The sequence below is a fragment of the Pararhodobacter sp. genome, from assembly GCF_034676075.1.
GTDB lineage: Bacteria > Pseudomonadota > Alphaproteobacteria > Rhodobacterales > Rhodobacteraceae > Pararhodobacter.
Map to the genome: position 1 here is coordinate 26,520 of NZ_JAUCCQ010000011.1, position 25,399 is coordinate 51,918.

Consider the following 25,399-nt stretch of genomic DNA (forward strand, 5'->3'; position numbering starts at 1 on the left):
GCCGATGCGCGACCCGTTCCTGACGATGGCACAGAACAACGCCTGGGCGAACCAGACGCTCTATGCCGCCATCGCCGGGATGGGCGACGCCGATCTCGCCGCGCCCCGGCCGGGGTTCTTCCCCTCGCTCAAGGCCACGCTCAACCACATCTGGCTGGTCGATCTTTACTATATCGACGCACTGGAAGAGGGGGGCGAGGGGCGCCGCGTCTTCGACCGGGCCGAGCTGACCTCGGTCGCCGCCCTGAGCGCCGCGCAGGCCGGGGCCGACGCACGGCTGATCCGCTTCTGCGTGGGGCTGACGCCCGCCCTGCTGGACGCGCCGCGCGCCACCGACCGCCCGGGCGGGCCGGTGACGGAACAGGTGGGGCCGCTGCTGCTGCATCTGTTCCAGCACCAGATCCACCACCGGGGCCAGGCCCATACGATGATCGGCGACGCAGGCATCGCGCCGCCGCAACTGGACGATTTCCACCTGGAGTTCGGCCGCGTGCCCAGCGCACGGGCCTGGTTTGCCTGACGGAGGAGGGGCCATGACCGCCCAGACCAAGATTTTCGAGACCCCGCTCTACCCCTATGCCCGCCACCCCGATCAGGACGCGGCCACGCCCGCGCGCCACACCGCGGTGGTGGTCGGCGCGGGGCCGGTGGGGCTGGCGCTGGCCATCGACCTGGCGCAGATGGGCGTCGAGGTGCTGGTCATCGACGACAACGACAAGGTGAGCTTCGGCTCCCGCGCCATCTGCTTCGCCAAGCGGCCGCTGGAGATCCTGGACCGGCTGGGCTGCGGCGTGCCGATGGTCGACAAGGGCGTGGTCTGGAACCTCGGCAAGGTGTTCTTCGACGACCGGCAAGTGTACGAATTCAACCTTCTTCCGGAAAAAGGCCATAAATTTCCGGCCTTCATCAACCTGCAACAGTATTATTTCGAGGATTACCTGGTCGCCCGCGCCCGCGCGCTGCAGGCCGAGGGCGCGCCGATTTCGCTGCGCGGCAAGAACAAGCTGACCGCCATCGACCAGCAATCCGACCATGTGATGCTGGACATCGACACCCCCGAAGGCCCCTACCGCCTGCGCGCCGACTGGCTGATCGCCTGCGACGGCGCCGGCTCGCCCGTGCGTCGGATGCTGGGCCTCGATTTCGTGGGCGAGGTCTTCCAGGACAATTTCCTCATCGCCGATGTGGTGATGGAGGCCGATTTCCCGACCGAACGCTGGTTCTGGTTCGACCCGCCCTTCAACCGGGGCCAGTCGGCGCTGCTCCACAAGCAGCCGGACAATGTCTGGCGCATCGACTTCCAGATCGGCTGGGACATCGACCGCGAGAAAGAGCTGGACCCGGCCAATATCGACAAGCGGCTGAAGGCCATGCTGGGCGAGGATATCCAGTACGAGCTGGAATGGTCCTCGATCTACACTTTCCAGTGCCGCCGGATGGAGAAGTTCCACGAGGGCCGGGTGATCTTCGCCGGGGATTCGGCGCATCAGGTCTCGCCCTTCGGCGCGCGCGGCGCGAATTCGGGGCTGCAGGATACCGACAACCTCGCCTGGAAGCTGAAGCTGATCGAGGACGGCACTGCACCGGAGAGCCTCCTCGACAGCTACGATGTCGAACGGATCCATGGGGCGAAGGAGAATATCCTCAACTCCACCCGCTCGACCGATTTCATCACGCCCAAGTCGGAAACCAGCCGGATCTTCCGCGACGCGGTGCTGGACCTGTCGGAACGCCACGATTTCGCCCGGCCCTTCGTCAATTCCGGGCGGCTGTCGGTGCCCTGCACCTATGACGGCTCGCCCCTGAACACGCCGGACGCGCTGCCCGGCGGCCCGGCCCGCGCCCGCCCCGGCGCCCCCTGCCCCGACCTGCCGCTGGCCGAGGGCTTCCTGCTGGAACGCCTTGGCGGTCGCAGCGCGCCCCGCTTCCAGCTCCTCGCCATCGGCGTGGAGGTTCCCGCCGATCTGACCGTCCCGGGGATCGAGATCGAGGTGATCGCGCTCGCCCCCGACGCCTCGCCGGCGCTGAAGGAACGCTATCTGGGCGAGGCCCCGGCGGCCCTCTACCTGATCCGCCCCGACCAGCATGTCGCCGCCCGCTGGCCCGGCTTCGACCGCATGGCCGTTGACGCCGCACTGAACCGCGCCCTCGGCAAGGAGGCCTGAGATGTCCCTGATCCTGACCCGCAACACGCCCCATGCCGATGACGTCTATCAACAGCTGATCGACGCCCATGAGGGCAAGACCAAGGCCGAAAGCGACGCCTTCAACGCACGGCTGATCCTGATCCTGATGAACCATATCGGCGACGAGACGGTGATCGCCGAGGCGCTGGCAGCGGCCGAGATCTGAACGAGGCGCCGGTGGCACGCGCCGGGGGCCAGCCCCCGGACCCCCCGGGATATTTGAGGCGCAAAGATCAAGGTTAACAAAACCCTAACCGCCATCTTCGTTCTGCAAATATCCCACGGGGGTCCGGGGGTGTGAAACCCCCGGGGGCCGCCACGGGCGCCCCGCCCCGCTCAGCGCATGCCGATCCCTAGCTGCATCAGTCCCTTGCGGACCGGTGCTAGCGAATAAAGCGCGTTCAGGGTCGCTGCGCGGGCATCGCGCAGGGGGCGCGCCTCGATCATCGAGGCGCGGTTCAGCGCGTCCACCCCGGCCAGCCGCAGCGCCACTTCGGGCCAGCGGCGGCGCTGGTAGGCGTCCAAGGGACCGGGCTCGCCCAGCGTCTCGGGGTTGGCGAGGTCGATCAGCGCGGTGAGGTCGCCCAAACTCATGTTCAGCCCCTGCGCGCCGATCGGCGGCACGACATGGGCGGCTTCGGCCATCAGCGCCGTGCGCTGGCCGATCATGCGCTCCGCCTGCTGGGTGATGATCGGCCAGACGGTGAGCGCCGAGGCCTGCTCCAGCCAGCCGAACAGCCCGGCGCTGCGCTCGTTCATCGCTTGCGCGAAATCCTCGCGGGAGAGGGATTTCAACCGGTCGACCTCGGGCCCCGTCTCCATCCAGACCACGGCCGAGCAGGGTTTGCCCTGGTGATCGGGCAGCGGCACCAGGGTGAAGGGGCCGCCGGAGCGGTGGACCTCGGTCGAGACGTTGTTATGCGGATCGGGGTGGGTCACGGCGAAGGCCAGCGCCTTTTGCCCATAGCGCGTGGTCTTCACGCCGATCCCCAGCGCTTTCCTCACCGGCGAGTGGCGCCCGTCGGCGGCCACGACCAGCCTTGCCGTCACGCTGCTGCCGTCCGAAAGCCAGACCAGCGCCTCGCGGTCGCGGGTCAGCAGGCGTTTGGTGGCGACACCGGGGCGGAAATCGACCGTCGGCAGCTCGTCCAGCCGGGCCACGAATTCGCGCCGCAGCAGCCAGTTGGGCAGGTTCCAGCCGAAGGGCTGGGCCGAGACGTCGGAGGCGTCGAAATCGTGGACCACCCGGGCCACCGGCTCGACCCCGCCCGCATCGACGATGCGCATGACCTGCAAGGGCATCGCATGGGGTTCGAGCCGCGCCCAGAGCCCCGCCGCCTGCAGCACCGGTATCGAGGGTTGCAGGAAGGCCGTGGTCCTGAGGTCGGCGCCGGGTGCATCGCCCGAGGTCACCGGCGGCGCCGGATCGACGCAGATCACCGAATAGCCCGCCGCCCCGAAAGCGGCGGCGGCCGCGAGTCCCGCGACGCCGCCGCCCGAAATCAGCACATCCACCGCTGTCTTCTGCATCGCTGCCTCCATCGTTGCGCCTTCCTTAGCGCGTTCCGGTGGCGGGGGCGAGGCGACAGCGCGTCTCAGCCCCGGGTGATCAGCACCAGCATGATCACCATGAGGAACGCGGCGACCACGGCGGGCAGATAGAGCGCGGGCAGGCCGAAGAAGAGGATCGCCATGCCCCAGATCGAGACCAGCGCCACGATCACATAGAGCGGGAAATCCGGGTCGCCATCGGTCCATTCGCGGGCCATCGCGCCGAGGATCGGCAGGCGATAGGCAAAGGAGCGGCGGGTGTTGGGGACGGCGATGTCGGCGCTGGCCATTGGTATCTCCGGGATAAAGGATTTACCGGGATATGGCTTTTGCCGGGGAGCCGGACCATCGGGCGCGATGCCGCACTGCGGCAACCAGTCGCGCGCGCGCCGTTGTCGCAAGCGGGGCGCCGCGGGCGGGGGGTGAGGCGCGTCAGCGCCGAGGGGGGAGGCCCCTCCCCCCTGCGCGGCCGCGGAACGCGCCGCGCTTTGTCACCCTCAGCGCTTGCCGACGCGGGGTTCGGTGCCGGCCATCAGCCGCTGGATATTGGCGGCGTGACGGAACCAGACCAGCGCCGCCAACAGCAGCGCCAGCACGATCATCGTCTGCGGCCCCAGCACCCACAGCCAGACCGCCGCCGACGCCGTGGCGATCAGCGCCGAGGCCGAGGAGATGCGCAGCAGCGCGAAAGCCGCAGCCCAAGTGGCGCAGCAGGCCAGACCCACCGGCCAGGCCAGCGCCAGCATGGTGCCGAGGAAGGTCGCGACGCCCTTGCCGCCCTTGAAGCCCAGCCAGACCGGGAACAGATGCCCCAAAAACGAGGCCAGAGCCGCCAGCTGCGCCGCATCGGCCCCGGCGATGGCGCGGGCGATCAGCACCGCCACCCCGCCCTTGCCCGCATCCAGCAGTAGCGTCGCCGCCGCGGCGCCCTTGTTGCCGGTCCTCAGCACATTGGTCGCGCCGATGTTGCCCGAGCCGATCTTGCGCACATCGCCCAGCCCCATCGCCCGGGTGATGACCACGCCGAAGGGAATGGAGCCCAGCAGATAGGCCCCGATCGCGACCAACGCGAGCGTCAGGGGCGCGGAGGTGATCTCGGGGAGCATCAGGCGGCCTCGCGCTGATAGACCGGCGCACCGGCGACATAGGTTGCCAGAACCTTACCCTGCAGCCTTGCGCCGTCAAAGGGCGAGTTCTTGGATTTGGAGCGCAGCGTGAAGCGGTCCAGCACGAAGGGCGCATCGGCGTCGAAGAGCACGAGGTCGGCGGGGGCGCCCGCCCCCAGCCGCCCGGCGGGCAGGCCCAGCCGTTTCGCCGGGTTGAGGCTGAGCGCGCGCCAGAGCTGCGGCAGGGTCAGGTGGCCGTTGTGATAGAGCCTGAGCGCGGCGGGCAGCAGGGTTTCAAGCCCCACGGCGCCGGGCGCGGCCTCTTCATAGGGCAGGCGTTTCGATTCCTCGTCCTGCGGCGTGTGCATGGAGCCGATCACGTCGATCAGGCCCGAGGCCACGGCCTCGATCACCGCCAGCCGATCGTCCTCGGACCGCAAGGGCGGGGTCAGCTTGAAGAAGGTCCGGTAATCGCCGACGTCGAAATCGTTGAGCGTCAGGTGGTGGATCGAGATCCCCGCCGTCACGTCGAGCCCGTTCTTCTTGGCCCGCTCCAGCGCCGGCAGGGTGCGGGCGCAGGTAATCTGGTCGGCGTGATAGCGCGCGCCGGTCATCTCGATCAGCGCCATGTCGCGGTCAAAGCCCATCCGTTCCGCCATGGGCGAGACGCCGGGCAGGCCCCTGAGCGAGGCGAATTTGCCCGAGGTGACGGCGGCCCCGGCGGACAGTCCCGGGTCCTGCGGGTGGCCCACGACCAGCGCATTCAGCGACCTTGCATAGGTCAGGCAGCGCGACAGCACCTTGGTATCGCGCGTCACCTTTTCGCCGTCGGTGAAGGCCACGGCGCCCGCATCGAGCAGAAAGCCGATCTCGGCCATCTCGCGCCCCTCGCGTCCGCGGGTCAGGGCGGCCATGTGGCGGACGTTGACCAAAGCCTCGACCCCGGCGCGGCGGGCGAGGAAATCCAGCGCCTCGGGCGTGTCGGTGACGGGCGTGGTGTCGGGGCGGGTGATGAAGGTGGTGACGCCGCCCGCGGCCGCGGCCAGCCCGGCCGAGCGGTAGCTTTCCTTGTGGCGCGCGCCCGGTTCGCCGACATGGACGCCCCAATCGACGATCCCGGGGGCCAGGCATTTGCCGCGCGCATCCAGGCGGGTCGCGCCTGCGGGGGCGGGCTGGTTCAGGGCGGCGATCTTGCCATCGATGACGGTGAGGCTGCCCTGGGCGTCGGTCCCGGCCTCGGGGTCGATCAGCCGTGCGTTGTCAAAGTGAAGGATCATGCGCGCCGCCTCGGTTCCGCCCCGGCACGGGGCCCGGGCGGCTTATAGCGCCGGACGGCGGGCGGCGCTACCGGGGTTGTGCGGGCTCAAGGGGCCGCGGACCGGCCCCCTGCCCAGTGCGCCGGGCGACAAGCCCCTGGATCATCCGCGCGGCGCCATGGGCATCCGCCAGCCCGGTCAGCCGCAGCGACTGGATGCCCTGCCCGTCGAGCCGCAGCCGGGCGGGGGCGACGGCGATGCGCCCGATCTCGGCCAGTGGCAGGCTGGCGCCCAGATCGGTGACGACGCGGCGGTCGGTGACAATCCAGCGGCTGCCCGCTGCCTGCGCCAGATAGGCCAGACCCGCCAGAAGGAAGGGCGCGAGGAACAGATAGGCCACCGCCGGCCCCGCGCCAAAGACCAGCTGTTCGGCCAGCGCCGCGGCCATGGTCACGGCCAGCAGGAACAAGGCCAGCATGCCCAGCACCCGGGGATCGGGGCGGATCTCGGCCAGGATCCGCTCTCCGGGGCCGAGGATCAGCGCCGGTCGTCGGGTGAGGAAGGCCTGCCGCACCGGCGCGAGGCCGGGCAGGCGCCAGAGCAGCGCCAGGGCGAGCGGGACAAGGATCAGGATCTCGGCGGAGACAGAGGCGTTCATCGGACAAACCCTTTGCGTCAGGGCAAAGGGTGGACCGAATCCCGTTAGCGGCCAGTAAAGCGTTCGTGCGCGGCTCAGTCTGCGCGGCGTTTCGCCCGCCGCTCGCGCGCTTGCAGGATTTTCGTCACCAGCCCGGCGCCATCTGCCACATGCTTGAGCAGATGCTTGTCGCCCGAACGGGTGATGAGCTGCACATCGCCCAGCAGCGTGCGGGCGGTTTCCAGCTCCAGAAGCGGCACGCTGCGCTGGCCCGGCAGGATCACCCGCCGGTCGGTCAGGAACCACCTCAGCCCCAGCGTTTCCGACGCCAGATAGGCCGCGCGCACGCCGACGGCGAGGATCGCGCCCAAGGAGCCGATGGCCGGATAGGGCGTGCCGGTGGCCCAGAGGACGCCCCCGGCCAGCGCCATCAGCCCCACGGCCATCACCCCGTGATCGCGCCAGTAGCGGCCGCGGTCGGGGCGGATCGCCTCGATCAGTTTCTCGCCGGGTTCAAGATGGGGGTGGTCGGTCGTCGCGGTCATGGCAGGGTCCCGAAAAGGCCGCGCCCCCGGTAAGGGGGGCGCGGGTAGGTCAGTTGCCGGCGGCGGGCGCCGGTTGTTCGGCGGGTGCCTCGGCCGGTGCTCCCGCCGGGGCCTCGGCGGCGGCCGGTTCGGGCTCGGCCGGGGTGGCAGCGGCGGCATCGGCGCGGGCCTCATCCTCGGCCGCCTGATCGGCGGCGGCAGAGCCGGACGGGTCGATCTGCCGCAGGAAGCGGAAGAAGTCGCTGTCGGGGCTCAGCACCATGGCGGTGTTCGATCCGGTCAGCGCCCGTTCGTAGGAGGTGAGCGACCGCGAGAAGGCGAAGAACTCGGGATCCTGACCGAAGGCTTCGGCATAGATCCGGTTGCGCTGCGCATCAGCCTCACCGCGAACGATCTCGCTGTCGCGACGGGCCGAGGAGACGAGCTCCACCACCGTCCGGTCGGCCTGGGCACGAACCCGCTGCGCGGCTTCGTTACCGCGGGCGATCTCGTCCGCGGCCTCGCGCTCACGCTCGGCGCGCATCCGCGCATAGGTGGCGGCGAGGTTCTGCTCGGGCAGGTCGGTGCGGGTCAGGCGCACGTCGATGACGTCGACGCCCAGCGACCGGGCCTCGCGCCGCGAGACGTCGCGGATCTGGTTCATCAGCCCGGTCCGGTCCTCGGAGAGAACCGCGTTCGAGGGCACGGAACCCAGCACCTGACGGATGGCGGCGTTCAGGATCCGCTCGATCCGGACCTGAGCGGCGCGCACGCCTTCGGTGCCGACGGCCTGCCGGAACTGCTGCACATCCGAGATGCGCCAGCGCAGGAAGGCATCGACCACCAGACGGCGGTCATCGGCCGGCGTGACCTCGAGCGGCTGCGATTGCAGGCCGAGGATGCGCGAATCGTAGCGCACCACCTGGTCGAAGAAGGGCAGCCGGAAATAGAGGCCCGGATCGGTGCGGATCTGCTCGACCTGACCGAAGCGCAGGACCAGCACGTTTTCGCGTTCGTCGACGATGAACATGGCCGACAGCGCAATCGCGCCGGCAATGATCGCCGCGGGGATCAGAAGCGTGAGACGTTTCATCAGTTGCTCCCCTGGCTGGTCTGGCCGTTGCGCGTGGTGCTCGGCGCCGGATCGCGGCGCAGGCTGTCGAGCGGCAGATAGGGCACGACGCCCGAACCGCCCTCACCGGTGACATTGTCGAGGATCGTCAGATCCATGCCACCAAGCACGCGTTCCATGGTTTCCAGATACATCCGCTCGCGGGTCACTTCGGGGGCGTTGCGGTATTCCGTCCAGACGGACAGGAAGCGGCTGGCCTCACCCTCGGCGTTGTTGATCACCTCGGCGCGGTAGGCCTCTGCCTCTTCCAGCACCTGCGCGGCTTCACCGCGGGCCCCGGCGAGAACCCGGTTGGCATAGGCGTCGGCCTGACGCTCAAGGCGGTCACGCTCCTGGCGGGCGGCCTGCACTTCGCGGAAGCTGTCGATCACCTCGCGCGGGGGGTCGGCGCGGTCGAAGTTGATCCGGATGACCTGCACGCCCGAGGCGTAATCGTCGAGGATCTCCTGCACGGCGGTCCTGAGCTCGGCGGCGATCGCCTCGCGGTCGCGGTTGAGGATCGGCGAGAGTTCCGAGCGCGCGATGATGTCGCGCATCGCCGATTCCGCCGCCGCCCGCACCGTGTTGGTGGGATCGGCCAGGTTGAACAGGAAATCGGAGGGGTTGGTCACGTTCCAGACGACCTGGAATTCGATGTCCACCACCGCCTCGTCGCGGGTCAGCATCAGGCCCGAATCCAGCGCCGAGCGGCCGGTGCCGACCTCGGTGATGCGTTCGGTCGTGGTCTGCACGATCTCGGCCTGGATGATCGGCCAGGGGGCGAAGTTCAGACCGGGGCTGCCGGTGCTGCTTTCCTGCCCGAAGAGCAGCTCGACCGAGCGTTCTTCCGGCCGGACCTGATAGACCGAGGCATAGACCCAGAGGGCCCCCAGCGCCAGCAGGCCGATGATCACGCCACGCCCGGTGATCCCGGGACCCGAGCCGCCACGGCCGGGACCGCCAGTGCCACCGCCATTGCCGCGGCCGCCGAAGATCACCTTCAGCTGCTGCTGGCCCTTCTTGACGATATCCTCGATTTCAGGGAGCGGGGGCCGCTCGGGACCGTTGTTGTTGCCGCCGCCGTTGCCGCCGGGGCGATTGCCGCCCCCACCCGAGTTGCCGCGGTTACCGCCGCCGCCCCACGGGCCTCCACTGTTGCCTGACATGGCCTCTCCTTGGTTCAGGTCTGTCATCTCTCGCGTATCATGCCCTCAATTGGGCACGTTCGGCGGGGATTCAAGCCAAATCCGCCGCCGCCCTGCCCGTCTGACGGGCATTTTAACCGAAGCACGCCCTCAGCGGGTGGGCTTCTTCATCAGCACCAGTTCCTCGCTCATCGTCGGATGCACGGCAATCGTGGCGTCGAAATCGTCCTTGGTGGCGCCCATCTTCACCGCGACCCCGGCGATCTGGATCAATTCGCCCGCCCCGGGTGCGACGATATGACAGCCCAGCACACGGCGGCTGTCGCGGTCAACGACCAGCTTGAACAGCGCCTTGGTCTCGGCACCGATGAACGAGGTCTGCATCGGGCGGAAGCTGGCGATATAGACCTCGACCGCGTGATCCTTGCGCGCCTCGGCCTCGGTCAGGCCGACGCTGCCGGCCTCGGGCCGGGTGAAGACCGCCGAGGGGACATTCGTATGGTCCACCTTGACCGGCTTGCCGCCGAAGACGGTATCGGCAAAGGCATGCCCCTCGCGGATCGCCACAGGGGTCAGCTGGATGCGGTTCGTGACATCGCCCACGGCGAAGATCGAGGGCACGTTGGTCTGGCTAAACGCATCGACGATGACCTCGCCGCCCTCGCCCAGCGTGACGCCCGCGGTCTCCAGCCCCAGCCCCTGGGTGTTGGGCGTGCGGCCGGTGGCGAAGAGCACCGCCTCGAACTCGCGGGTCCGGCCCTGGGTGTCGGTGGCGCGGAACCGGCCGTCATCGAGCTTTTCCAGCGCCGTGAGGTCGGTGTTGACCTCCAGCCCGATGCCCTGCCCGACCAGCGCCGCCGCCACATGCTCCTGCAGATCGTCGTCGAAGCCGCGCAGCACCTGGCGGCCGCGGTACATCAGCGTGACCTGCGACCCCAGCCCCTGGAAGATCCCCGCCATTTCGCAGGCGATGAAGCCGCCGCCCAGCACCAGAAGGGAGGCGGGCAGACGGTCCGACAGAAACACCTCGTTCGAGGTCCAGGCGCCCGCCTCGCGGAAGGCCTCGGGTACGAAGGGCGTGCCGCCGGTGGCGATGAGAATATGCTTCACGGCCAGCTTACGGCCATCGGCCAGCGTCACCTCATGGGCGCCGGAAACGGTGGCGCGCTGGTGGAAGATCGTCACCCCGGCGCTTTCGGCGTTGCGGGTATAGATCGATTCGAGCCGGTTCAGTTCCGCATCCAGCCGGTGGCGGAAGGCCATCCAGTCGAAACGCCCCTTTTCGACCTGCCAGCCATAGGCCGCGCCCTCGTCCATCGAGGCGCCGTGACCGGCGGCGAAGACCATCAGCTTCTTCGGCACGCAGCCGCGGATCACGCAGGTGCCGCCCATGCGGTATTCCTCGGCCATGGCGACCTTGGCGCCATATTCGCTGGACGCGATCCGCGCCGCGCGCACCCCGCCCGAGCCGCCACCGATGACAAAGAGGTCGTAGTCGAAATCGGGCATCATTCTCTCCAGGCGGCCGTGTCCCGTCTAGGTAATCGCCCCATCCCCGGAGAACAAGCGCCCGAGGACAAGCGCCGCCCGCCTGCTTCATTCTGCCCCCAATACGCCCTTCTGGCGCAACGCGGGGGCCGGATCAGAGGTCCTTGAAGATGTTATCCGGTTCCTCGAAGACGATCCGCTCATGCTCGACCGTGCCCGAGGCGATATCCCGCATCTCGACCCGTCCGTCGCCGAAACCGATCACCACCGCGTCGCAGATGTCGATGAAAAGCCCGTTCTCGACCACGCCCGGCACCTGGTTCAGGGCCAGCGACAATTGCCGCGGGTTGCCGATCCGGCCCAGCGCCAGATCGAGGATATGGTTGCCCTGATCGGTGACGAAGGGCCGCTCGCCGTTCATCCTGAGCCGGGCCGAGGTGCCCATCACGTCCATGGCGTTCAGGAGTTCCTCGATCAGCATGCGGCTGGCCTGCCAGCCGAAGGGGATGACCTCGACCGGCAGAGGGAAATGGCCCAGGGTCTTCACCTCTTTCGAGGCGTCGGTGATCACCACCATGCGGTCGCTGGCCGTCGCCACGATCTTTTCCATCAGATGCGCGCCGCCGCCGCCCTTGATCAACGTGAGATCTGCGTCGAATTCATCGGTGCCGTCGATGGTCAGATCGAGCCAGCCTGCCTCTTCCAGCGAGACGATCTTCAGCCCGAGTTCCCGCCCCAGATCGCCGGTCCTGACCGAGGTGGGCACGCAGGTCAGCCTCAGCCCCTCGTCCCGGACCCGCTCGGCCAGGGCGCGGACCATCCAGGCGGCGGTCGAGCCGGTGCCGAGGCCCACTTTCATGCCGTCTTCGACGAGATCGACGGCGCGGCGGGCGGCGGCGTATTTGGCGCGGTCGATGGGGGTGAGTTGCACGGGCATGGCGGGCTCCTGGGCTCGATGGCCGCGTTATAGCATCCCCTCGGCCGGGGCACAGGGGGAAAGCCGCCCCTGCCCCGCCCGCTGCCTGCGCGGCCCCGCGCTCAGGAGCGCGTCGGCAGGGCGAAGCGGTAGGTCATGCCCAGGCCGATCGAGGTGTTGCGCCAGGAATTGGTCATCGAGGCATTCATGTAGCGCCCCAGCGAGATCGTGGCGCCCAGCTGGCCATAGAGCGAGACACGCTCGTTCAGGTGGTAGTTCACGCCGATGGCGGGATAAAGCAGCGCGCCCACTTCGCGGGCCGGATCGACGCCCACGTCATTGAGGCCGTAGAGCACCTGCGCATAGCCCTGCAGGCGGCCGCCGACATAGGGGCGGGTCTGCCAACCGACGCCGAAGAAGCCCTCGGCATAGCCCGCGAAGCCGCGGAAGGCATTGGTGGCGGCGGCGATCTGTCCGGCCAGATACCAGCGCTCGTTCAGCATGTAATCCGCCTGGAGCGCCAGCATGGTCAGCCCCTCGGACTCGCGCCCGTTGTAATAGATGGGCGAGGTGATACGGCCGAAAGTGTGCAGCCGGATGCCGCGCAGCGTGTAATCCGCCCCCGCCAGCGCCCCGCCGCCGCGGCGTTCGGGATGCGACAGGTGGTAATTGAGGCCAAGCCCCACGGTCCAGTTCCGCGAGGTGCCGAAGGGCGCGTAGAAATAGCCCGCCGACAGCGTGGTGCCGAGCCCGTTGCCCCAGAGGTATTCCAGCGTCACCTTGGGATAGATGATGAAGCCCGAGCCGGTGTCGATCGTATCCGTCACCCAGCCGCCGCTGCCGATGCCGAGCTGGGCGTAGAGGTTGACGTTGCGCCCCAGTGCCACCCGCCCCCCGACCCCGCCATGGGCCTGATTGTACCACAGCAGGCCGGTCGCGCCGATGTCGACGGCGAAATAGGAATAGAGCGTCGGGTTGTGGAAATGGGTGAACTGGGTCGAGGCAAAGCCGATGTCACCCTGATAGAGCCCGGTCGGATTGATCTGCCGCACATGGTTGTATTGCAGCGAGACGATGTTCTCGTGCCGGGGGGCGCGGAACGCGTCGGCGCTCAGTACCCGGCCCGCGTCGCGGTAGCGCCCCACGGCGAAGGAGAAAGGCACCTGCACGAAGACATTCAGGGCGGAATCGTTCAGCTCCGACCCGGAGATGGCGACGCGCGAATAATTCACCCCGAAGCTGAAGCGCCGCAGGTGATAGCCGATCCCGGCATAGGCGCGGGTATAGAACCCCTCGCCCGACAGGCGGCGGATGCCGTTGACACTGGCCCCGCCCGCGCCCGCGCCGACCGCGACGCCGGCGTTGACAAAGAAGTTCCGGCCGATGTCGCGCTGCGCGTGCAGGGTCACGTCGGCGGCGAAGAAGCCGCCGTAATTGCCGCCCGCAATGGGCGCGCTGGCGCCGACGCCGAACGAGAGCCATTCGTTGATGTTCTGCAGGTAATGCACGCCCATCAGGTCGAAATCGCCGCCGCTGGTCAGCGTCAGCGCGCTGTAATCGATCATGATGCGGCCGCCGACATCATGGAAGGCGGGCGTGTCCCCCGGCACCTGCTGGGCACGGGCGGTGCCCGGAGCCATGGCCAGGCCCAGGCCGAAAAGCGCCAGGGCGGCACCGCGCAGAAGGCGGCGCGCCGCTTCGGTCCCGGCCCGCAAGGGGTGAAGCTGGCGGCTGAGCGTCGGCTTGGGCATGCGGGAACGGCCTCTCGGGATAATGCGGTTGCCCGGTCCGGGCAGAAATCGGTTGCTCGCAAGGTACTATGCCCGCCGCAGGGTGGCGATTGGAAATCAAGCCCCCGCTGCATGTTCCGCGTGCCCGTGGCAGGGCTGCCGCGGTTTGCCCGCCCCTGCGCGCCCTCCCGGGGTCTTGCCCTCGGCGCGCAGGCGCGCTTCACTCGCCCCGGCCGAGGGAGGACCCCCGATGACCTATGTGCTGCATTACGCCCCCGACAACGCCTCGCTGATCGTGCGGCTGGCGCTTCTGGAACTGGACCAGCCGTTCCGCACCCTGCTCGTTGACCGCCGCGCCCGCCAGCAGGACAGCGCCGCCTACAGGCGGCTCAATCCCGCCGGGCTGATCCCGGTGCTGGAGACGCCCGACGGCCCGGTCAGCGAGACGGCGGCGGTGTTGCTGTGGCTGGTGGACCGGCACGGGGCGCTGGGGCCGGGGGTCGGCGCGCCCGAGCGCGCGGCTTTCCTGAAATGGCTGTTCTTCGCCTCGAACACGATGCACGCCGATCTCAGGATGGTGTTCTATCCCGGCCAATACGCGCCCGGCGCGGAGGCCGCGCTGCACGCAGGTGTCACGGCGCGGATGCAGCGGCATTACGGGTTGCTGGATGCGCTGTGCGGCAGCGTGCCCTGGTTCGGCGGGGCAGAGGTCTCGGTGCTCGACCTCTATGTCGCGACGACGCTGCGCTGGGCCGCGCTTTACGCGCCAGGCGGCGCCTGGTTCCGGCTGACGGATTTCCCGGCGCTCAAGGCACTCGCCGCCCGGGTCGAGGCCCGCCCCTCGATGGCGCAGGCCATTGCCGCCGAGGGGCTCGGCCCCCTGCCCCTGACCCTCCCCCAGTCCTGCACACCGCCAGAGGGCAGCGCGCTGTAGGCCGGGCCACGGCCGGAGAGCGCGGGGTGGGCGGGCGGGAGCGCTCTCCGGCCGTGGCCCCCCGTCTCTGGTCGTGTCTCTGGTCCGGCCTCGCGGCCGGGTCAGTCCCTGCCGCGCTCGGCCCAGAGCTCCTGCAGCCGGTCGGCCATGGCCTGACGCTCGGCCGGGCTCAGCTCGGCCACCTCGGCCGCGAAGGCCTCGCGCGCGGCGTCGAGACGCCTCGCCAGCGCCTCGCGGTCGCCGTCGATCAGCCGCGAGAAACCGGGAGCATCGAAAGGCTCGGCCCTGAGCGCGTCGAGGATCCGCGCGTTCAGCGCCTCGGCCCGGGCCCGGCGCTCCTCGCGGCTGGGGCGCGGACCGGGCTCGCCCGGCAGGCCCCGTTCGCGGCCCATGGCGCGCAGATCGGCGCGGGCCTCGGCGGGCAGCGCCCGCCAGAGGGCGCGGATATCGGGCTGACCCGGCATGCCGGGCGGCGCGAAATGCGGGCCGCGCAGGGCGCCGCCCGCCAGAACGCCGACCACGAGAAGGTTCAGCATCACCGACAGCACCAGCGCCACGCGCAGACCACGACCGGGCTTGCGGGCCTTGGGCGCCGGAGGGGGAGCGGGGGAAGGGGTCACAGGCTCGGTCATATCCGCCTCATTGCGTCTCGTCGCCGATCAGGGTCAGCAGCTCGCCCAGCGCCAGCGTCTCGCCGGAGGTGGCGGGCGCCCAGTCGGAGACCGAGGGCGAGACACTGGCCGCCCCCTGCCAGAAAGTCGTCACCAGATCCGAGGTCGAGCCCGGCGCGGCAAAGCCGATCCAGATCCCCGCCAGCCCCGCCACGCCCATGCCCGCGAGCGAGGGCGCGCCGCCGACATCGGCCAGCATCGCCCGGAACCGCGCCAGCCAGCCGGGACGCGGGGCCATGGCCCCCGGCTGGGCGGCCAGCGCCGCCGTCACCAGCCGTGCCTCGAATGCCTGCGCAAGCGGCGCCGGGGCTTCGTCCCGGGCCTCGGCGAAGAGCGCGTCGAGCAGGCTGTCGTCGAAGCCGCCCGCGTCATCCGTCCTGCGATCCGTCGTCATCGGTCATACCCCAGTTCATCGCGCCGGCCCTCAAGCAGCTGGGCCAGACGCCGTTTTCCCCGCGCGGTCAGGCTTTCCACGGCCTCGACCCCGATCCCCATCGCCGCACCGATCTCGGGATTGGTCAATCCCTCCAGGTGGCGCAGCACCACCGCCACGCGCTGCCGTTCGGGCAGCGCCGCCAGCGCCTGATCCAGCGCCCGGCGGCGGTCGTCATCAATCATCGTCTCGACCGCCGCCGGGGCGGGATCGTCCGGCTCGTCGATACTGTCGAAATCCACGCCCCGCCGCCGCCGGAGCCGGTCGGTCGCCAGGTTCACCGCCACCCGGTGCAGCCAGGTCGAGGGCTGGGCGCCGCCCGCTTCCCAGCGCGGCGCGATCTGCCAGAGCCTGAGCAGCGCCTCCTGCGTCACGTCCTCGGCCTCGGCCCGGTCCTGCAGCAGGCGCGTGGCCAGCCGCAGGATGCGGGGCGCCAGCCGGTCGACCAGCACCCGCGCCGCCGAGGCATCGCCCGCCGCATAGCGTCCGAGCAGCGCGTCGTCGCTGAGGCTCTCGCTCTCGGGGGCGGTCATTCGCTCGGTGGTATCCCTTGGCATGACATTCCGGTAGGTCGCCGGGGGTTCGGAAACCCGGGCGCCGAGGCTTCGGCCTAGCGCCCGGGAGGTCATCGTGCAACCGTTACGCGGTTGCCGGGGTCAGTTACGGACCGGGCGCTGCGCCATCCAGTTGATCATCTCCTGCGCATGGGCCAGTTCCTCGGCGTCGATCTGGCCGTCGCCATTGGCGTCGATGCGGGCAAAGCCGTGGCCGGCACGATCGCCGCCCATCGCCCGCGGGCCACGGTCGCCGCCGCGTTCACCGCCGCGCGGGCCGTGCATGTCACCGCGCATTTCCGGGCGCCCGCCGTCACGGCCCCAGCCGCCGCGGCCGTGGCCATCCTCGCCGTGGTGACCGCCCATCATCCCGCGCATCATGCCGCCCATCGGCCCGCGGCGCTCGCCGCGCGCCTCGCGGCGTTCGTCGGCCTGGGCGGTCATCGCCGCGATCAGCTCGTCCCGGTCCAGCGCGGTATCGCCATTCGCATCGCCCGCGGCGATCAGCGCATCGGCACGCTCGGCGATCCGCTGGGCCCGCATCTCGCTGTGCAGCGTCGCCGAATAGGCGGTCCATTCCTGGGCCGAGATGCCGCCCGAGCCGTCGGTATCGGCCGCCGCGAAATCGAGCGTCGGCGGGGTCGGACGGACGGGGGCGCCTTGCGCGAAGGACGCGGCCGGCAGGGCGGCGATCAGCAGCGCGACGGCGGTCAGGGTCTTGGCGTTCATTCTCTCTCTCCTATCCGGCGCCGAAGCCTCTGTCGGCGCGTTGATGCCTGTCTAACGGGCCACGCCGGTCATTCCGTCGCAGGGTTTCGGCAAAAGGCGAACTTGACCTGTCCGTTTGCTTGGACCATGGTCTGGCCAATCCAGACATGCCACTGCAGACGTGCTGGTGCGCCAGAAGACCCGCGCGCACCCCGCATTGCCGCTCTTCGGCGAAAGGCGCATCATGACCCTGACCGTCACCTCGACCGAACCCGTCGACGACCGCCCGCTTGGCCCGGCCCTGCGCCGCGGCTGGGCGCGCCGCTGTCCCAATTGCGGCACCGGGCGGATGATGACGGGCTATCTGAAAGTGGCCGATGCCTGCCCCGATTGCGGCGAGGACCTGCACCATCACCGCGCCGATGACGGCCCGGCCTATCTGACCATTCTGGTGGTCGGCAAATCCATCATGGCGCTGTATCTGGCCGTCTTCCTGGCCTTCCGGCCCGAGCCCTGGGTGATGATCACGCTCTGCTGGACGCTGGCGCTGGTCATGGCGCTGTGGCTCTTGCCGCGCTTCAAGGGCGCGCTGGTCGCCCTGCAATGGTCGCGCCGGATGCACGGCTTTGGCGGCGAGGATTGAGCGCACGATGAAGGACGAGGCCCCCGCCCCGCCGCAGATCCGCGACGCCGCGACGATTGTCCTCGTGCGCGACGGCGGCACCGACCGCGCCCGCGTGCTGATGGGCCAGCGCGGGGCCGGAGCGGTCTTCATGCCGTCGAAATACGTCTTCCCGGGCGGCGCCGTCGATCCGGGCGACCGCAGCGTCACCCCCGCCGCGCCGCTGCCCGAGGCCGAGCGTCGGCGGCTGGTGCAACTGCCGGTGACCAAGACCGCGCCCACGCCCGAAGCGATGGCTGCCGCCGCCGTGCGCGAGCTCTGGGAAGAGGCCGGGCTGATGCTGGGCCGCCCCGGGGAATGGCCGGGCGAAGCGCCCGCCGACTGGGCCGATTTCGCCAGCGCCGGGATGCTGCCCGCGGGCGATTGCCTGCGCTTCGTGTTCCGCGCCGTCACGCCGACCGGCCGCCCGCGCCGCTTTGACGCGCGGTTCTTCCTGGCCCGGTCCGAGGATCTGGCGGGCGATCCCGACGATTTCTCACGCGCGACGGACGAGCTGAGCCACCTGCACTGGATCGGCCTGGCCGAGGCGCGGGCGCTGGATCTGCCCTTCATCACCGAGGTGGTGCTGGCCGAGGCCGAGGCGGTGCTGCGCGAGGGGCCGCAGGATTCGGTGCCCTTCTTCGACAATTCCGGCCCCGAGTCGATGTTCCGCCGGATCGCCTGATCGGCGGTCCGCATCTGACGTCGCCGTGACCCCCTCTTGCCTTGAAGCCCAAGGCGCGAGAATACTTCCCGGTTTTCAACTACCGGGATTTCCGTGATGCCTTCATTCCTCAGGCCGCTTCTTCTGGGCCTTGCCGTTCCGACCGCCCTGCCCGTTCTGGCGCAGACCACCCCCATCACCCCCCGCACAATGATCGTCATGGACGGATCGGGCTCCATGTGGGGCCAGATCGACGGCGTGCCGAAGCTGGAGATCGCCCGCAACGTGGCGGCCGATGTGCTGGCCGGGATGGACCCGGGCGCCACGCTGGGCCTCATCGCCTATGGCCACCGCCGCCGGGGCGATTGCTCGGACATCGAGGTGATGGTCGAACCCGCGCCGGGCAGCGCCTCGGCCATCGCCGAGCGGGTCAACACCATGCGGTTTCAGGGGCGGACGCCGCTGACCGAGGCCGTGCGCCGCGCGGCCGAGGTGCTGCGGTCCTCGGAAGATCCGGCAACGGTGGTGCTGGTCACCGACGGGATCGAGACCTGCGAGGCCGATCCCTGCGCCCTGGGGCGCGAACTCGAAGCCTCGGGCGTGAATTTCACCGCCCATGTGGTGGGCTTCGGCCTCAGCGCCGAGGAAGGCGCGCAGGTCGCGTGCCTCGCCGAGGAAACGGGCGGGCGCTATTTCCAGGCCGATGACGCGGCGGCGCTGACCGAGGCGCTGACCCAGACGCTGGCCGCGCCCGCCCCGGAACCTGTGGCGGAGCCCGAGCCCGAGCCGCTGCCGGTCGAACCTGTCGTCCAGCCCGGCCCCTGGTATCCCGGCCCCGCGTTCATGAACGGTCTGCAATTGCAGCCGACCGGCCGCAGCCGTGGTCTGGGCGGGGCGTTCCCCGCCGAGATCAGCTTCCCCGCCGATGGCACGCCCGAGATGTGCCAGCAGGCCTGCGCCGATGACACGGCCTGCGCCGCCTGGCAATTCGACCCGCCGGGCTCGTATTTCATCGAGGAAGCCCGCTGCACCCTGTTCAATGGCGATGCGGAGTTCGATTATTCCTTCGACGCCGGTTTCGTCGCCGGGACCAACCCCGAGGTGCCGCAATTCACCCGCCCCTTCGAGCGGCCGCTGCCCGACGCCAACCTCACCGCGCCGCTGAGCGCCCCGGCGCTGAGCGTGCTGACGGTCGAGGTGGGCGGACCGCTGAACCCCCTCGATTACCTCGACATCATCGAGGAGGGCGGCAACCGGTTCAACGCCGTGCCGAGCTATGTCTATCTGCGGGACGGCGTGCCTGCACGGATCGCCGTGCCCGCCACGCCCGGCCGCTATACCCTGCGCTATGTCGAGGAGGTCGAGGGCCAGGAACCCCGCGTCCTCGCCTCGCAACCGCTGGAGGTGACGGAGCTGGCCTACGCGCTGCAGGCACCCGACAGCGGGATGGGCGGCGCGATGCTGAACGTCGACTGGGTCGGCCCCGCCGGTGAGCGCGATTACATCGACATCATCGAGGCGGGCGCCGAGCGCACCAATGCCGCGGCCTCGGATGCCTATGTGAACGAGGGCAATCCTCTGTCGCTGATCCTGCCGCTGGCGCCCGGGTCCTACGACATCCGCTATATCGTCGAGGGCGCCGAGGGCCGCGTCATCGCCCTGACCCGCCCGCTGACGGTGACCGCCCCGCAGGCGACGCTCAGCGCCCCCGACCGGGTCGGCCCGGGGACCGAGGTCACGGTCGATTTCACCGGCCCTGCCAATGGCCGCAGCTGGATCGACCTGAGCCCGGTGGGCAATCAGGACTTCTCGGGCGAGCTGAGCTACGATTACCTCGCCCCGGGGTCCTCGCGGATGACGCTCTGGGCCCCGGCCGAGAATGGCGATTACGAGCTGCGCTTCGTGGCCGAGGACATGCGCGGCAACCGGCAGATCCTGGCGCGGCGGGCGATCACCGTGGTGCCGGGGATCGTGCCGCCCCCTGCCCCGGCGGCGCCCGGCAAGTGACCTGCGGGCGGCGTCTTTCCCCGGATTGACGCCGCCCCTTCCCTGCCCCAGTTTATGCGGACAGGACCGCCCCTGCGGGCGAAAGGGACCATGAAAGCGACCCGACGAACCCTCTGAAGACGGCCCCGCCAGAACGCGGGGCAAGGCGGCCGGACCCCGGGGTCCGTGCCGGGTTTTCGCCTGCCCTGCGCAGGCTCTTCAGAACGGAGTCTCTCATGACCCAGGTTTTCGACAGCCCCTTCCGGGGGATCACCCTTGACCGTCTGGTCACCAATCCCAACATCGTGGTCGGCCGCTACAGCTATTATTCCGGCTGGTATCACGGCCATGGCTTCGACGAATGCGCGCGCTATCTGTCGCCCGAACCGGGCGCCGACCGGCTGGTGATCGGGAGCTTCTGCTCCATCGGTACGGGGGCGGCCTTCATCATGGCCGGCAATCAGGGCCACCGGGCCGAGTGGATCAGCACCTTCCCCTTCTTCTGGATGTCCGAGGTCGAGGCCTTCGCGGGTGCCGCCAACGGCTATCTGCCCGCGGGCGACACGGTGATCGGCCATGATGTCTGGATCGGGGCCGAGGCGGTGATCCTGCCCGGCGTCACGGTGGGCGACGGGGCGGTGATCGGCACACGCGCGCTGGTGACGAAGGACGTGGCGCCCTACACCATCGTCGGCGGCAATCCGGCGCGGCCGATCCGGGCGCGGTTCACGCCCGAGCGGATCGCCCTGTTGCAGGAGATGCGCTGGTGGGACTGGCCAGAAGAGCGGCTCAAATCCGCGATGCCGCTTCTGACCAGCGGCGATGTTGAAGGCCTGCACCGCTTCTGGCGCGCGGGCTGAGCCCCGGGGGGCCGCCCCACGCGGGCGGCCCTCAGCGTGCGGGGCGGACCAGCAGCCAATAGGCGCTGCCGGTCACCGGCTCGGCCAGCGCTTTCGCCTCGGTGAAGCCGTGGCGGGCGTAGAACGGCAGGCTCGCCTCGTTGAACGTCTCCAGATAGCTGACCGCCCTCGCCGCATCGGCCCGGGCCAGCGTCCGGGACAGCAGGCGCGAGGCCAGCCCCTGCCCCTGCGCCGCGGGATCGGTGCCGAGGATCGAGAGATACCAGGCCGAGCCCAGCGCCCCGGGTGTCTGCGCCCCCATCGCCGCGCAAAGCGTCTCATAGGCCGTCAGCCCCTCGGCCCCGATGGCGGCGAGGAACGCGGCCTTCTTGGCCTTCGCCGCCGTTTCCGCCACTTCCGCCGCGACGCCCGGCAGGTGCCAGAACGCCGCCGCCTGCGCGCCCTCCTCCTCGACGGCGCCAATCACCCGGGCCTCGGTACGCGAAGCGTCGAGGTAGCGGGACAGCAGATCCAGCCGTTCGCCTTCATCCCCCGCCCGGTCGGTCACGGCGCGGTAGAAGGGATCGGCGATCAGCGCGCGGGCCAGCGCGTGGCAGAGGGCATCGGACATTGGCTTTCCTCAAGCAAAACGCCGCCCGTTGCGGGGCGGCGTCGGTTCGCTTGCGGGACGGGATCAACCCCGGCCCGGCACCTTTTGCAGAAGCGGCATGAGCGAGGCCATGTCCGGCCCGTGCTCCATCCCCGTGACGGCCTTGCGCAGCGGCATGAACAGGCCCTTGCCCTTGCGGCCGGTGGCGGCCTTCACCGCATTGGTCCATTCCGACCAGCTGGTCGCGCTGTAGGGCGGCGGCGGCAGCATCGTCATGGCTTCGGCGATGAACTCGGCATCCTCGGGCGCGACCAGCGGCTCGGCCCCGTCCCGGCAGAGCGCCCACCAGCCGTCGACGTCGGCCAACTTCGTGACGTTTTCCTTCGCCACAGCCCAGAAGGCGGGCGCCGTCTCGGCCGGGACGCCCAGCGCGGCGAGGCGGTCGGCCACGGCCTCAAAGGGCAGCGCCTGCACGTGGGCGCGGGTCAGGGGCCACAGATCCTCGGCATCGAACTTGGTGGGCGCGGCGCCGAATTGCGACAGGTCGAAGCCCTCGGCAATCTCGTCGAGGTTGGCGCGCAGTTCCACCGGCTGCGACGAGCCAAGGCGGGCCATCAGGCTGAGCAGCGCCATCCGCTCCACCCCCTGCGCGCGCAGGTCGCGCAGCGAGAGGGTGCCGAGGCGCTTCGACAGCGCCTCGCCCTGCGCGCCGGTCAGCAGCGAATGGTGGGCGAAGGCCGGGGGCGTGCCGCCGATCGCCTCGATGATCTGGATCTGCGTGGCGGTGTTGGTCACGTGGTCGGCGCCGCGGACGATATGCGTGACGCCCATATCGGTGTCATCGACCGAGGAGGCGAAGGTATAAAGCACCTGCCCGTCCGCGCGGATCAGCACCGGGTCGGAAACCGAAGCCGCGTCGATCGAGATCGGCCCGAGGATGCCGTCGGTCCATTCGATCCGCTCCTGCACCAGCTCGAAGCGCCAATAACCCTCGCGCCCCTCGGCCCGGTACTTGGCCTTGTCAGCCTCGGTCAGCGCCAGCGCCGCGCGGTCATAGACCGGGGGCTTGCCCATGTTCAGCTGCTTCTTGCGCTTGAGGTCCAGCTCGGTCGGGCTTTCGAAGCATTCGTAGAACTTGCCCGAGGCGCGCAGCTGGTCGGCCACCTCGGCGTAGCGCTCCAGCCGTTCCGACTGCCGCTCGATCCGGTCCCAATGCAGGCCCAGCCATTCGAGGTCGGTCAGGATGCCGTCAACATATTCCTGTTTCGACCGCTCCTGATCGGTATCGTCGAGGCGCAGGATGAACTGCCCCCCGGTCTTTTTGGCGATCAGGTAGTTGAACAGCGCCGTGCGCAGGTTGCCGATATGCAGGTAACCGGTGGGGGACGGGGCGAAACGGGTGACGGTCATGGCGAACTCCTGTTGGTCGCTGTCTTGAACCAGCGGCCGCGATTTGTCCATATCGTCGCCCGTCCCGCCCCCCGGGTTCAGTCGCGCCCGGCCCTCATGATGCCCCCGGCCAGCGCCACCGGATCGGTGAAGCACAGCTCATGGCTGCCCGGGATGGCGACAAGGCGGAAGAGGCCCAGCTTTTCCGACAACCGCGGGTGCCAGCCCAGCCCCTGCGGCAGCGCGCAATCCTCGGTGCAATAGAGATAGGATTTCGGCAGTTCCATCGCGGCCGGGTTCTTCGACAGGCGGATCTTGTCGGTGAAGGTGGCATAGGGATGCGGGTTCAGCACGTCGAAGGCCGACTGGGCCGTGGCCAGATCGGCGTCGTTGATGAAGGCATCGCGCCAGATCGGGAATGGCAGCATGACCGAATTGTCGCCGCGCGCCTTCGACACCGCATCGAAGAGCGCCACGTAATGCGCCGGCACCAGATCGTTCAGCGCCTCGCCGTCGTTGGGCACGAAGGCGTTCCAGTAGACAAGGCGCCGGATCCGCTCGGGCACCCGGTCGGCAACGCCGGTGATGACCATCCCGCCATAGGAATGGCCCAGCAGCACGACATCGCTCAGCCCGTTGTCGGCCAGATAATCGACGATCGAGGCGATGGCCTCCTCCAGCCCGACGCGCCTGCTGTCGCCCTTCCGGTTCCCGGCGATGGTGGGGCAATGGACGATATGGCCCTCGGCGCGCATCGCCTGCGCGGTAGGTTCGAATTCGGCGCCGGTATGCCACGCGCCATGGACGAGAACGTAAGTCGCCATCTGCTCCTCATTCAGCTTTGACTGGACGGCACCTTGTCAGAATGTTCATCTGGCGACCATGACCCAAACCGCCGCCGCGATGACCCGATCCGCCAGCCCGCCCCGCGTCTGGGACACCCGCGACGTGCGCCCGGAAGAGGCCTTCGATTTCTACCGCGAAGGGATCTGCGCCGCCTTCACCCCGCTGGCGCCGGACCTGCCGAAAGCCGCGCGCGCGGGCTTCCGCTCGACCGTGCGTTCCCATGCCATGCCCGAGGGGGCGCTGAACCATGTCTCGGCCCGCGCCCATCAGGTCCGCCGCACCCCGGCCGGGATCGCCGCCGCGCCCGAGCCCTGCTGGTACGTGAACCTGCAGTTCGACGGCATCTGCGGCATCGAACAGGCCGGGCGGCGGCTGGACCTGCATCCGGGCGAGCTGGGGCTTTTTGACAGCGACCGGGTCTTCACGCTGGACCATTCGCGGCGCCCGGGCCTGAGGGTGGCCTCGCTTTTGCTGCCCAAGCGGCTGGTGGCGGCGGATTTCGCCCCCGGGCCGCATCGGCTGTCCGATCATCCGGTCTATGGCCGCCTGCTGACCGAAGCGGCGCAGGCCCTCTTTCAGGGCGCCGAGCGCGGGGTGGCAGTGGAGGGTCTGCACGCCGTGCTGCGGACGCTGCTGGGGCTGGTCGCGGGGGCCGACACCGGCGAAGCCGGGCCGCTCCTGCGCCTCCGGGCGCTGATCCGGGCCAGGGCGGCGCGGCCGGGCTGGAGCCTCGGTGATTGCGCCGCCGAGCTGGGCCTCTCGCCGCGGCAGGTGCAGCGGCTTCTGGCGGTCGACGGCGACGGCTTCGCCGCCGCGCTGAGCCGCGAGCGGCTGGCACTGGCGGCGCAGATGCTGCGCGACCCGGCCGAGGCGCATCGCCCGGTGGCCGAGATCGCGCTCGCCGTGGGCTATGGCGACCCGGCGCCCTTTTCCCGCGCCTTCCGCGCGGCCTATGGCCTGCCGCCGGGCCTCTGGAGGCGCGGGGCATGAGCTGGGAAGGACGCTTCGCGCCCAGCGTGGACGAGCTGCTGGCGCTGGTGCAATCCGCCATCGCCGCGCTGCCCGAACCCTTCGCCACCGCCGCCCGGGGCGTCGCCGTGCAGGTCGAGGACATCGCGCCCGACGACATCCTGGACGAGCTGGGCATCGACGACCCGCTGGAGCTGACCGGGCTCTATGACGGCGTGCCGCTGACGCAGAAATCCCTGATGGATGTGGCGCAGCAGCCGGACATGATCTGGCTCTTCCGCGCCGCGATCCTCGACGAATGGTGCGCGCGCGGCGATGTGGCGCTGGATGCGCTGGTCACCCATGTCTATGTCCACGAACTTGCCCATCACCTGGGCTGGTCGGACGAGGACATCGCCACGATAGACCGCTGGTGGGAATAGGAAAAAGGGGCCCGTGGGCCCCTTTCGTTGTCAGTCTTGGGTTGGTCTTGGGTTCGTCCTGGG

At 69.7% G+C, this 25,399-nt stretch carries 28 protein-coding genes; 10 read left to right on the forward strand and 18 right to left on the reverse strand.

Annotated features, from left to right (window positions below):
* Nucleotides 1-4: 4 nt before the first annotated feature.
* From VDQ18_RS06135 to VDQ18_RS06145, 3 genes are read left to right on the forward strand one after another with little or no spacing between them, the layout of a single operon-like run.
* The gene (locus VDQ18_RS06135; RefSeq protein ID WP_323020108.1) at nt 5-520 is read left to right on the forward strand and encodes a DinB family protein; all 516 of its coding nucleotides are present in this window, start codon (nt 5-7) and stop codon (nt 518-520) included.
* Nucleotides 521-533: 13 nt separating this feature from the next.
* A complete protein-coding gene (locus VDQ18_RS06140; protein ID WP_323020109.1) occupies nt 534-2,165 on the forward strand; it encodes an FAD-dependent oxidoreductase in 1,632 nt (543 codons plus the stop codon).
* Between the two features lies 1 nt (nt 2,166).
* The gene (locus VDQ18_RS06145; protein WP_323020110.1) at nt 2,167-2,352 is read left to right on the forward strand and encodes a DUF2783 domain-containing protein; all 186 of its coding nucleotides are present in this window, start codon (nt 2,167-2,169) and stop codon (nt 2,350-2,352) included.
* Nucleotides 2,353-2,522: 170 nt separating this feature from the next.
* On the opposite strand, the gene VDQ18_RS06150 is transcribed toward VDQ18_RS06145, so the two are convergent.
* The 11 genes from VDQ18_RS06150 to VDQ18_RS06200 form a co-directional block, all read right to left on the reverse strand.
* Entirely contained in the window at nt 2,523-3,716 is a 1,194-nt protein-coding gene (locus tag VDQ18_RS06150) for a UbiH/UbiF family hydroxylase (RefSeq protein ID WP_323020111.1), read from the reverse strand.
* Nucleotides 3,717-3,781: 65 nt separating this feature from the next.
* Nucleotides 3,782-4,027, reverse strand: a complete 246-nt coding sequence (locus tag VDQ18_RS06155; protein ID WP_323020112.1) for a hypothetical protein — start codon at nt 4,025-4,027, stop codon at nt 3,782-3,784.
* A 207-nt stretch (nt 4,028-4,234) separates the two neighbouring features.
* The gene (plsY, locus tag VDQ18_RS06160; protein ID WP_323020113.1) at nt 4,235-4,843 is read right to left on the reverse strand and encodes a glycerol-3-phosphate 1-O-acyltransferase PlsY; all 609 of its coding nucleotides are present in this window, start codon (nt 4,841-4,843) and stop codon (nt 4,235-4,237) included.
* Nucleotides 4,843-6,120: a dihydroorotase gene (gene pyrC, locus VDQ18_RS06165; protein WP_323020114.1), complete on the reverse strand. Its 1,278-nt coding sequence runs from the start codon at nt 6,118-6,120 to the stop codon at nt 4,843-4,845. Before pyrC ends, plsY begins: the two co-directional genes overlap by 1 nt.
* A gap of 67 nt (nt 6,121-6,187) precedes the next feature.
* Complete coding sequence (locus VDQ18_RS06170) at nt 6,188-6,757, reverse strand: hypothetical protein (RefSeq protein WP_323020115.1); 570 nt, start codon at nt 6,755-6,757, stop codon at nt 6,188-6,190.
* 74 nt (nt 6,758-6,831) lie between these two features.
* Nucleotides 6,832-7,281: a hypothetical protein gene (locus tag VDQ18_RS06175; protein WP_323020116.1), complete on the reverse strand. Its 450-nt coding sequence runs from the start codon at nt 7,279-7,281 to the stop codon at nt 6,832-6,834.
* Nucleotides 7,282-7,330: 49 nt separating this feature from the next.
* Entirely contained in the window at nt 7,331-8,353 is a 1,023-nt protein-coding gene (locus tag VDQ18_RS06180; RefSeq protein ID WP_323020117.1) for a protease modulator HflC, read from the reverse strand.
* Nucleotides 8,353-9,537 carry an FtsH protease activity modulator HflK gene (gene hflK, locus VDQ18_RS06185; protein ID WP_323020118.1) on the reverse strand — a complete coding sequence of 395 codons (1,185 nt, stop codon included), beginning with the start codon at nt 9,535-9,537 and terminating at the stop codon, nt 8,353-8,355. The genes VDQ18_RS06180 and hflK overlap by 1 nt, the downstream gene beginning before the upstream one ends.
* Before the next feature lie 129 nt (nt 9,538-9,666).
* On the reverse strand, nt 9,667-11,028 hold the full coding sequence (gene gorA, locus VDQ18_RS06190) for a glutathione-disulfide reductase (RefSeq protein ID WP_323020119.1): 1,362 nt from the start codon (nt 11,026-11,028) through the stop codon (nt 9,667-9,669).
* Nucleotides 11,029-11,158: 130 nt separating this feature from the next.
* Nucleotides 11,159-11,941, reverse strand: a complete 783-nt coding sequence (gene rpiA / locus VDQ18_RS06195; protein ID WP_323020120.1) for a ribose-5-phosphate isomerase RpiA — start codon at nt 11,939-11,941, stop codon at nt 11,159-11,161.
* A gap of 101 nt (nt 11,942-12,042) precedes the next feature.
* On the reverse strand, nt 12,043-13,671 hold the full coding sequence (locus VDQ18_RS06200) for a hypothetical protein (RefSeq protein ID WP_323020121.1): 1,629 nt from the start codon (nt 13,669-13,671) through the stop codon (nt 12,043-12,045).
* 229 nt (nt 13,672-13,900) lie between these two features.
* Between VDQ18_RS06200 and VDQ18_RS06205 the strand changes: the two genes are divergently transcribed.
* On the forward strand, nt 13,901-14,584 hold the full coding sequence (locus VDQ18_RS06205; RefSeq protein ID WP_323020122.1) for a glutathione S-transferase family protein: 684 nt from the start codon (nt 13,901-13,903) through the stop codon (nt 14,582-14,584).
* Between the two features lie 101 nt (nt 14,585-14,685).
* On the opposite strand, the gene VDQ18_RS06210 is transcribed toward VDQ18_RS06205, so the two are convergent.
* The 4 genes from VDQ18_RS06210 to VDQ18_RS06225 all read right to left on the reverse strand — a co-directional run bounded on the left by VDQ18_RS06210 (nt 14,686) and on the right by VDQ18_RS06225 (nt 16,971).
* The gene (locus VDQ18_RS06210; protein ID WP_323020123.1) at nt 14,686-15,216 is read right to left on the reverse strand and encodes a periplasmic heavy metal sensor; all 531 of its coding nucleotides are present in this window, start codon (nt 15,214-15,216) and stop codon (nt 14,686-14,688) included.
* 7 nt (nt 15,217-15,223) lie between these two features.
* Nucleotides 15,224-15,649 (reverse strand): hypothetical protein, encoded by a 426-nt coding sequence (locus VDQ18_RS06215; protein WP_323020124.1) that lies wholly within the window; start codon nt 15,647-15,649, stop codon nt 15,224-15,226.
* Nucleotides 15,646-16,245 (reverse strand): RNA polymerase sigma factor, encoded by a 600-nt coding sequence (locus VDQ18_RS06220; protein WP_323020125.1) that lies wholly within the window; start codon nt 16,243-16,245, stop codon nt 15,646-15,648. The genes VDQ18_RS06215 and VDQ18_RS06220 overlap by 4 nt, the downstream gene beginning before the upstream one ends.
* Nucleotides 16,246-16,344: 99 nt before the next feature.
* Nucleotides 16,345-16,971, reverse strand: coding sequence for a hypothetical protein (locus tag VDQ18_RS06225; RefSeq protein ID WP_323020126.1), 627 nt, complete (start codon nt 16,969-16,971; stop codon nt 16,345-16,347).
* A gap of 223 nt (nt 16,972-17,194) precedes the next feature.
* Here VDQ18_RS06225 and VDQ18_RS06230 point away from each other — a divergent pair, with 223 nt between their 5' ends.
* The 4 genes from VDQ18_RS06230 (at nt 17,195) to catB (ending at nt 21,121) form a co-directional block, all read left to right on the forward strand.
* A complete protein-coding gene (locus VDQ18_RS06230; protein ID WP_107754828.1) occupies nt 17,195-17,593 on the forward strand; it encodes a DUF983 domain-containing protein in 399 nt (132 codons plus the stop codon).
* A 7-nt stretch (nt 17,594-17,600) separates the two neighbouring features.
* Nucleotides 17,601-18,296 (forward strand): NUDIX hydrolase, encoded by a 696-nt coding sequence (locus VDQ18_RS06235; protein ID WP_323020127.1) that lies wholly within the window; start codon nt 17,601-17,603, stop codon nt 18,294-18,296.
* Nucleotides 18,297-18,392: 96 nt separating this feature from the next.
* Entirely contained in the window at nt 18,393-20,282 is a 1,890-nt protein-coding gene (locus VDQ18_RS06240) for a vWA domain-containing protein (RefSeq protein WP_323020128.1), read from the forward strand.
* A gap of 215 nt (nt 20,283-20,497) precedes the next feature.
* Entirely contained in the window at nt 20,498-21,121 is a 624-nt protein-coding gene (gene catB / locus VDQ18_RS06245) for a type B chloramphenicol O-acetyltransferase (protein ID WP_323020129.1), read from the forward strand.
* Nucleotides 21,122-21,152: 31 nt separating this feature from the next.
* On the opposite strand, the gene VDQ18_RS06250 is transcribed toward catB, so the two are convergent.
* The 3 genes from VDQ18_RS06250 to VDQ18_RS06260 all read right to left on the reverse strand — a co-directional run bounded on the left by VDQ18_RS06250 (nt 21,153) and on the right by VDQ18_RS06260 (nt 23,923).
* Entirely contained in the window at nt 21,153-21,731 is a 579-nt protein-coding gene (locus VDQ18_RS06250) for a GNAT family N-acetyltransferase (protein ID WP_323020130.1), read from the reverse strand.
* A gap of 63 nt (nt 21,732-21,794) precedes the next feature.
* On the reverse strand, nt 21,795-23,120 hold the full coding sequence (gene gltX, locus VDQ18_RS06255) for a glutamate--tRNA ligase (protein ID WP_323020131.1): 1,326 nt from the start codon (nt 23,118-23,120) through the stop codon (nt 21,795-21,797).
* Nucleotides 23,121-23,197: 77 nt separating this feature from the next.
* Nucleotides 23,198-23,923, reverse strand: coding sequence for an alpha/beta hydrolase (locus tag VDQ18_RS06260; RefSeq protein ID WP_323020132.1), 726 nt, complete (start codon nt 23,921-23,923; stop codon nt 23,198-23,200).
* A gap of 58 nt (nt 23,924-23,981) precedes the next feature.
* Between VDQ18_RS06260 and VDQ18_RS06265 the strand changes: the two genes are divergently transcribed.
* Together VDQ18_RS06265 and VDQ18_RS06270 are read left to right on the forward strand one after the other, a co-directional pair.
* On the forward strand, nt 23,982-24,935 hold the full coding sequence (locus VDQ18_RS06265) for a helix-turn-helix domain-containing protein (protein WP_323020133.1): 954 nt from the start codon (nt 23,982-23,984) through the stop codon (nt 24,933-24,935).
* Nucleotides 24,932-25,336, forward strand: coding sequence for a metallopeptidase family protein (locus VDQ18_RS06270; RefSeq protein ID WP_323020134.1), 405 nt, complete (start codon nt 24,932-24,934; stop codon nt 25,334-25,336). The genes VDQ18_RS06265 and VDQ18_RS06270 overlap by 4 nt, the downstream gene beginning before the upstream one ends.
* Nucleotides 25,337-25,399: the final 63 nt, after the last annotated feature.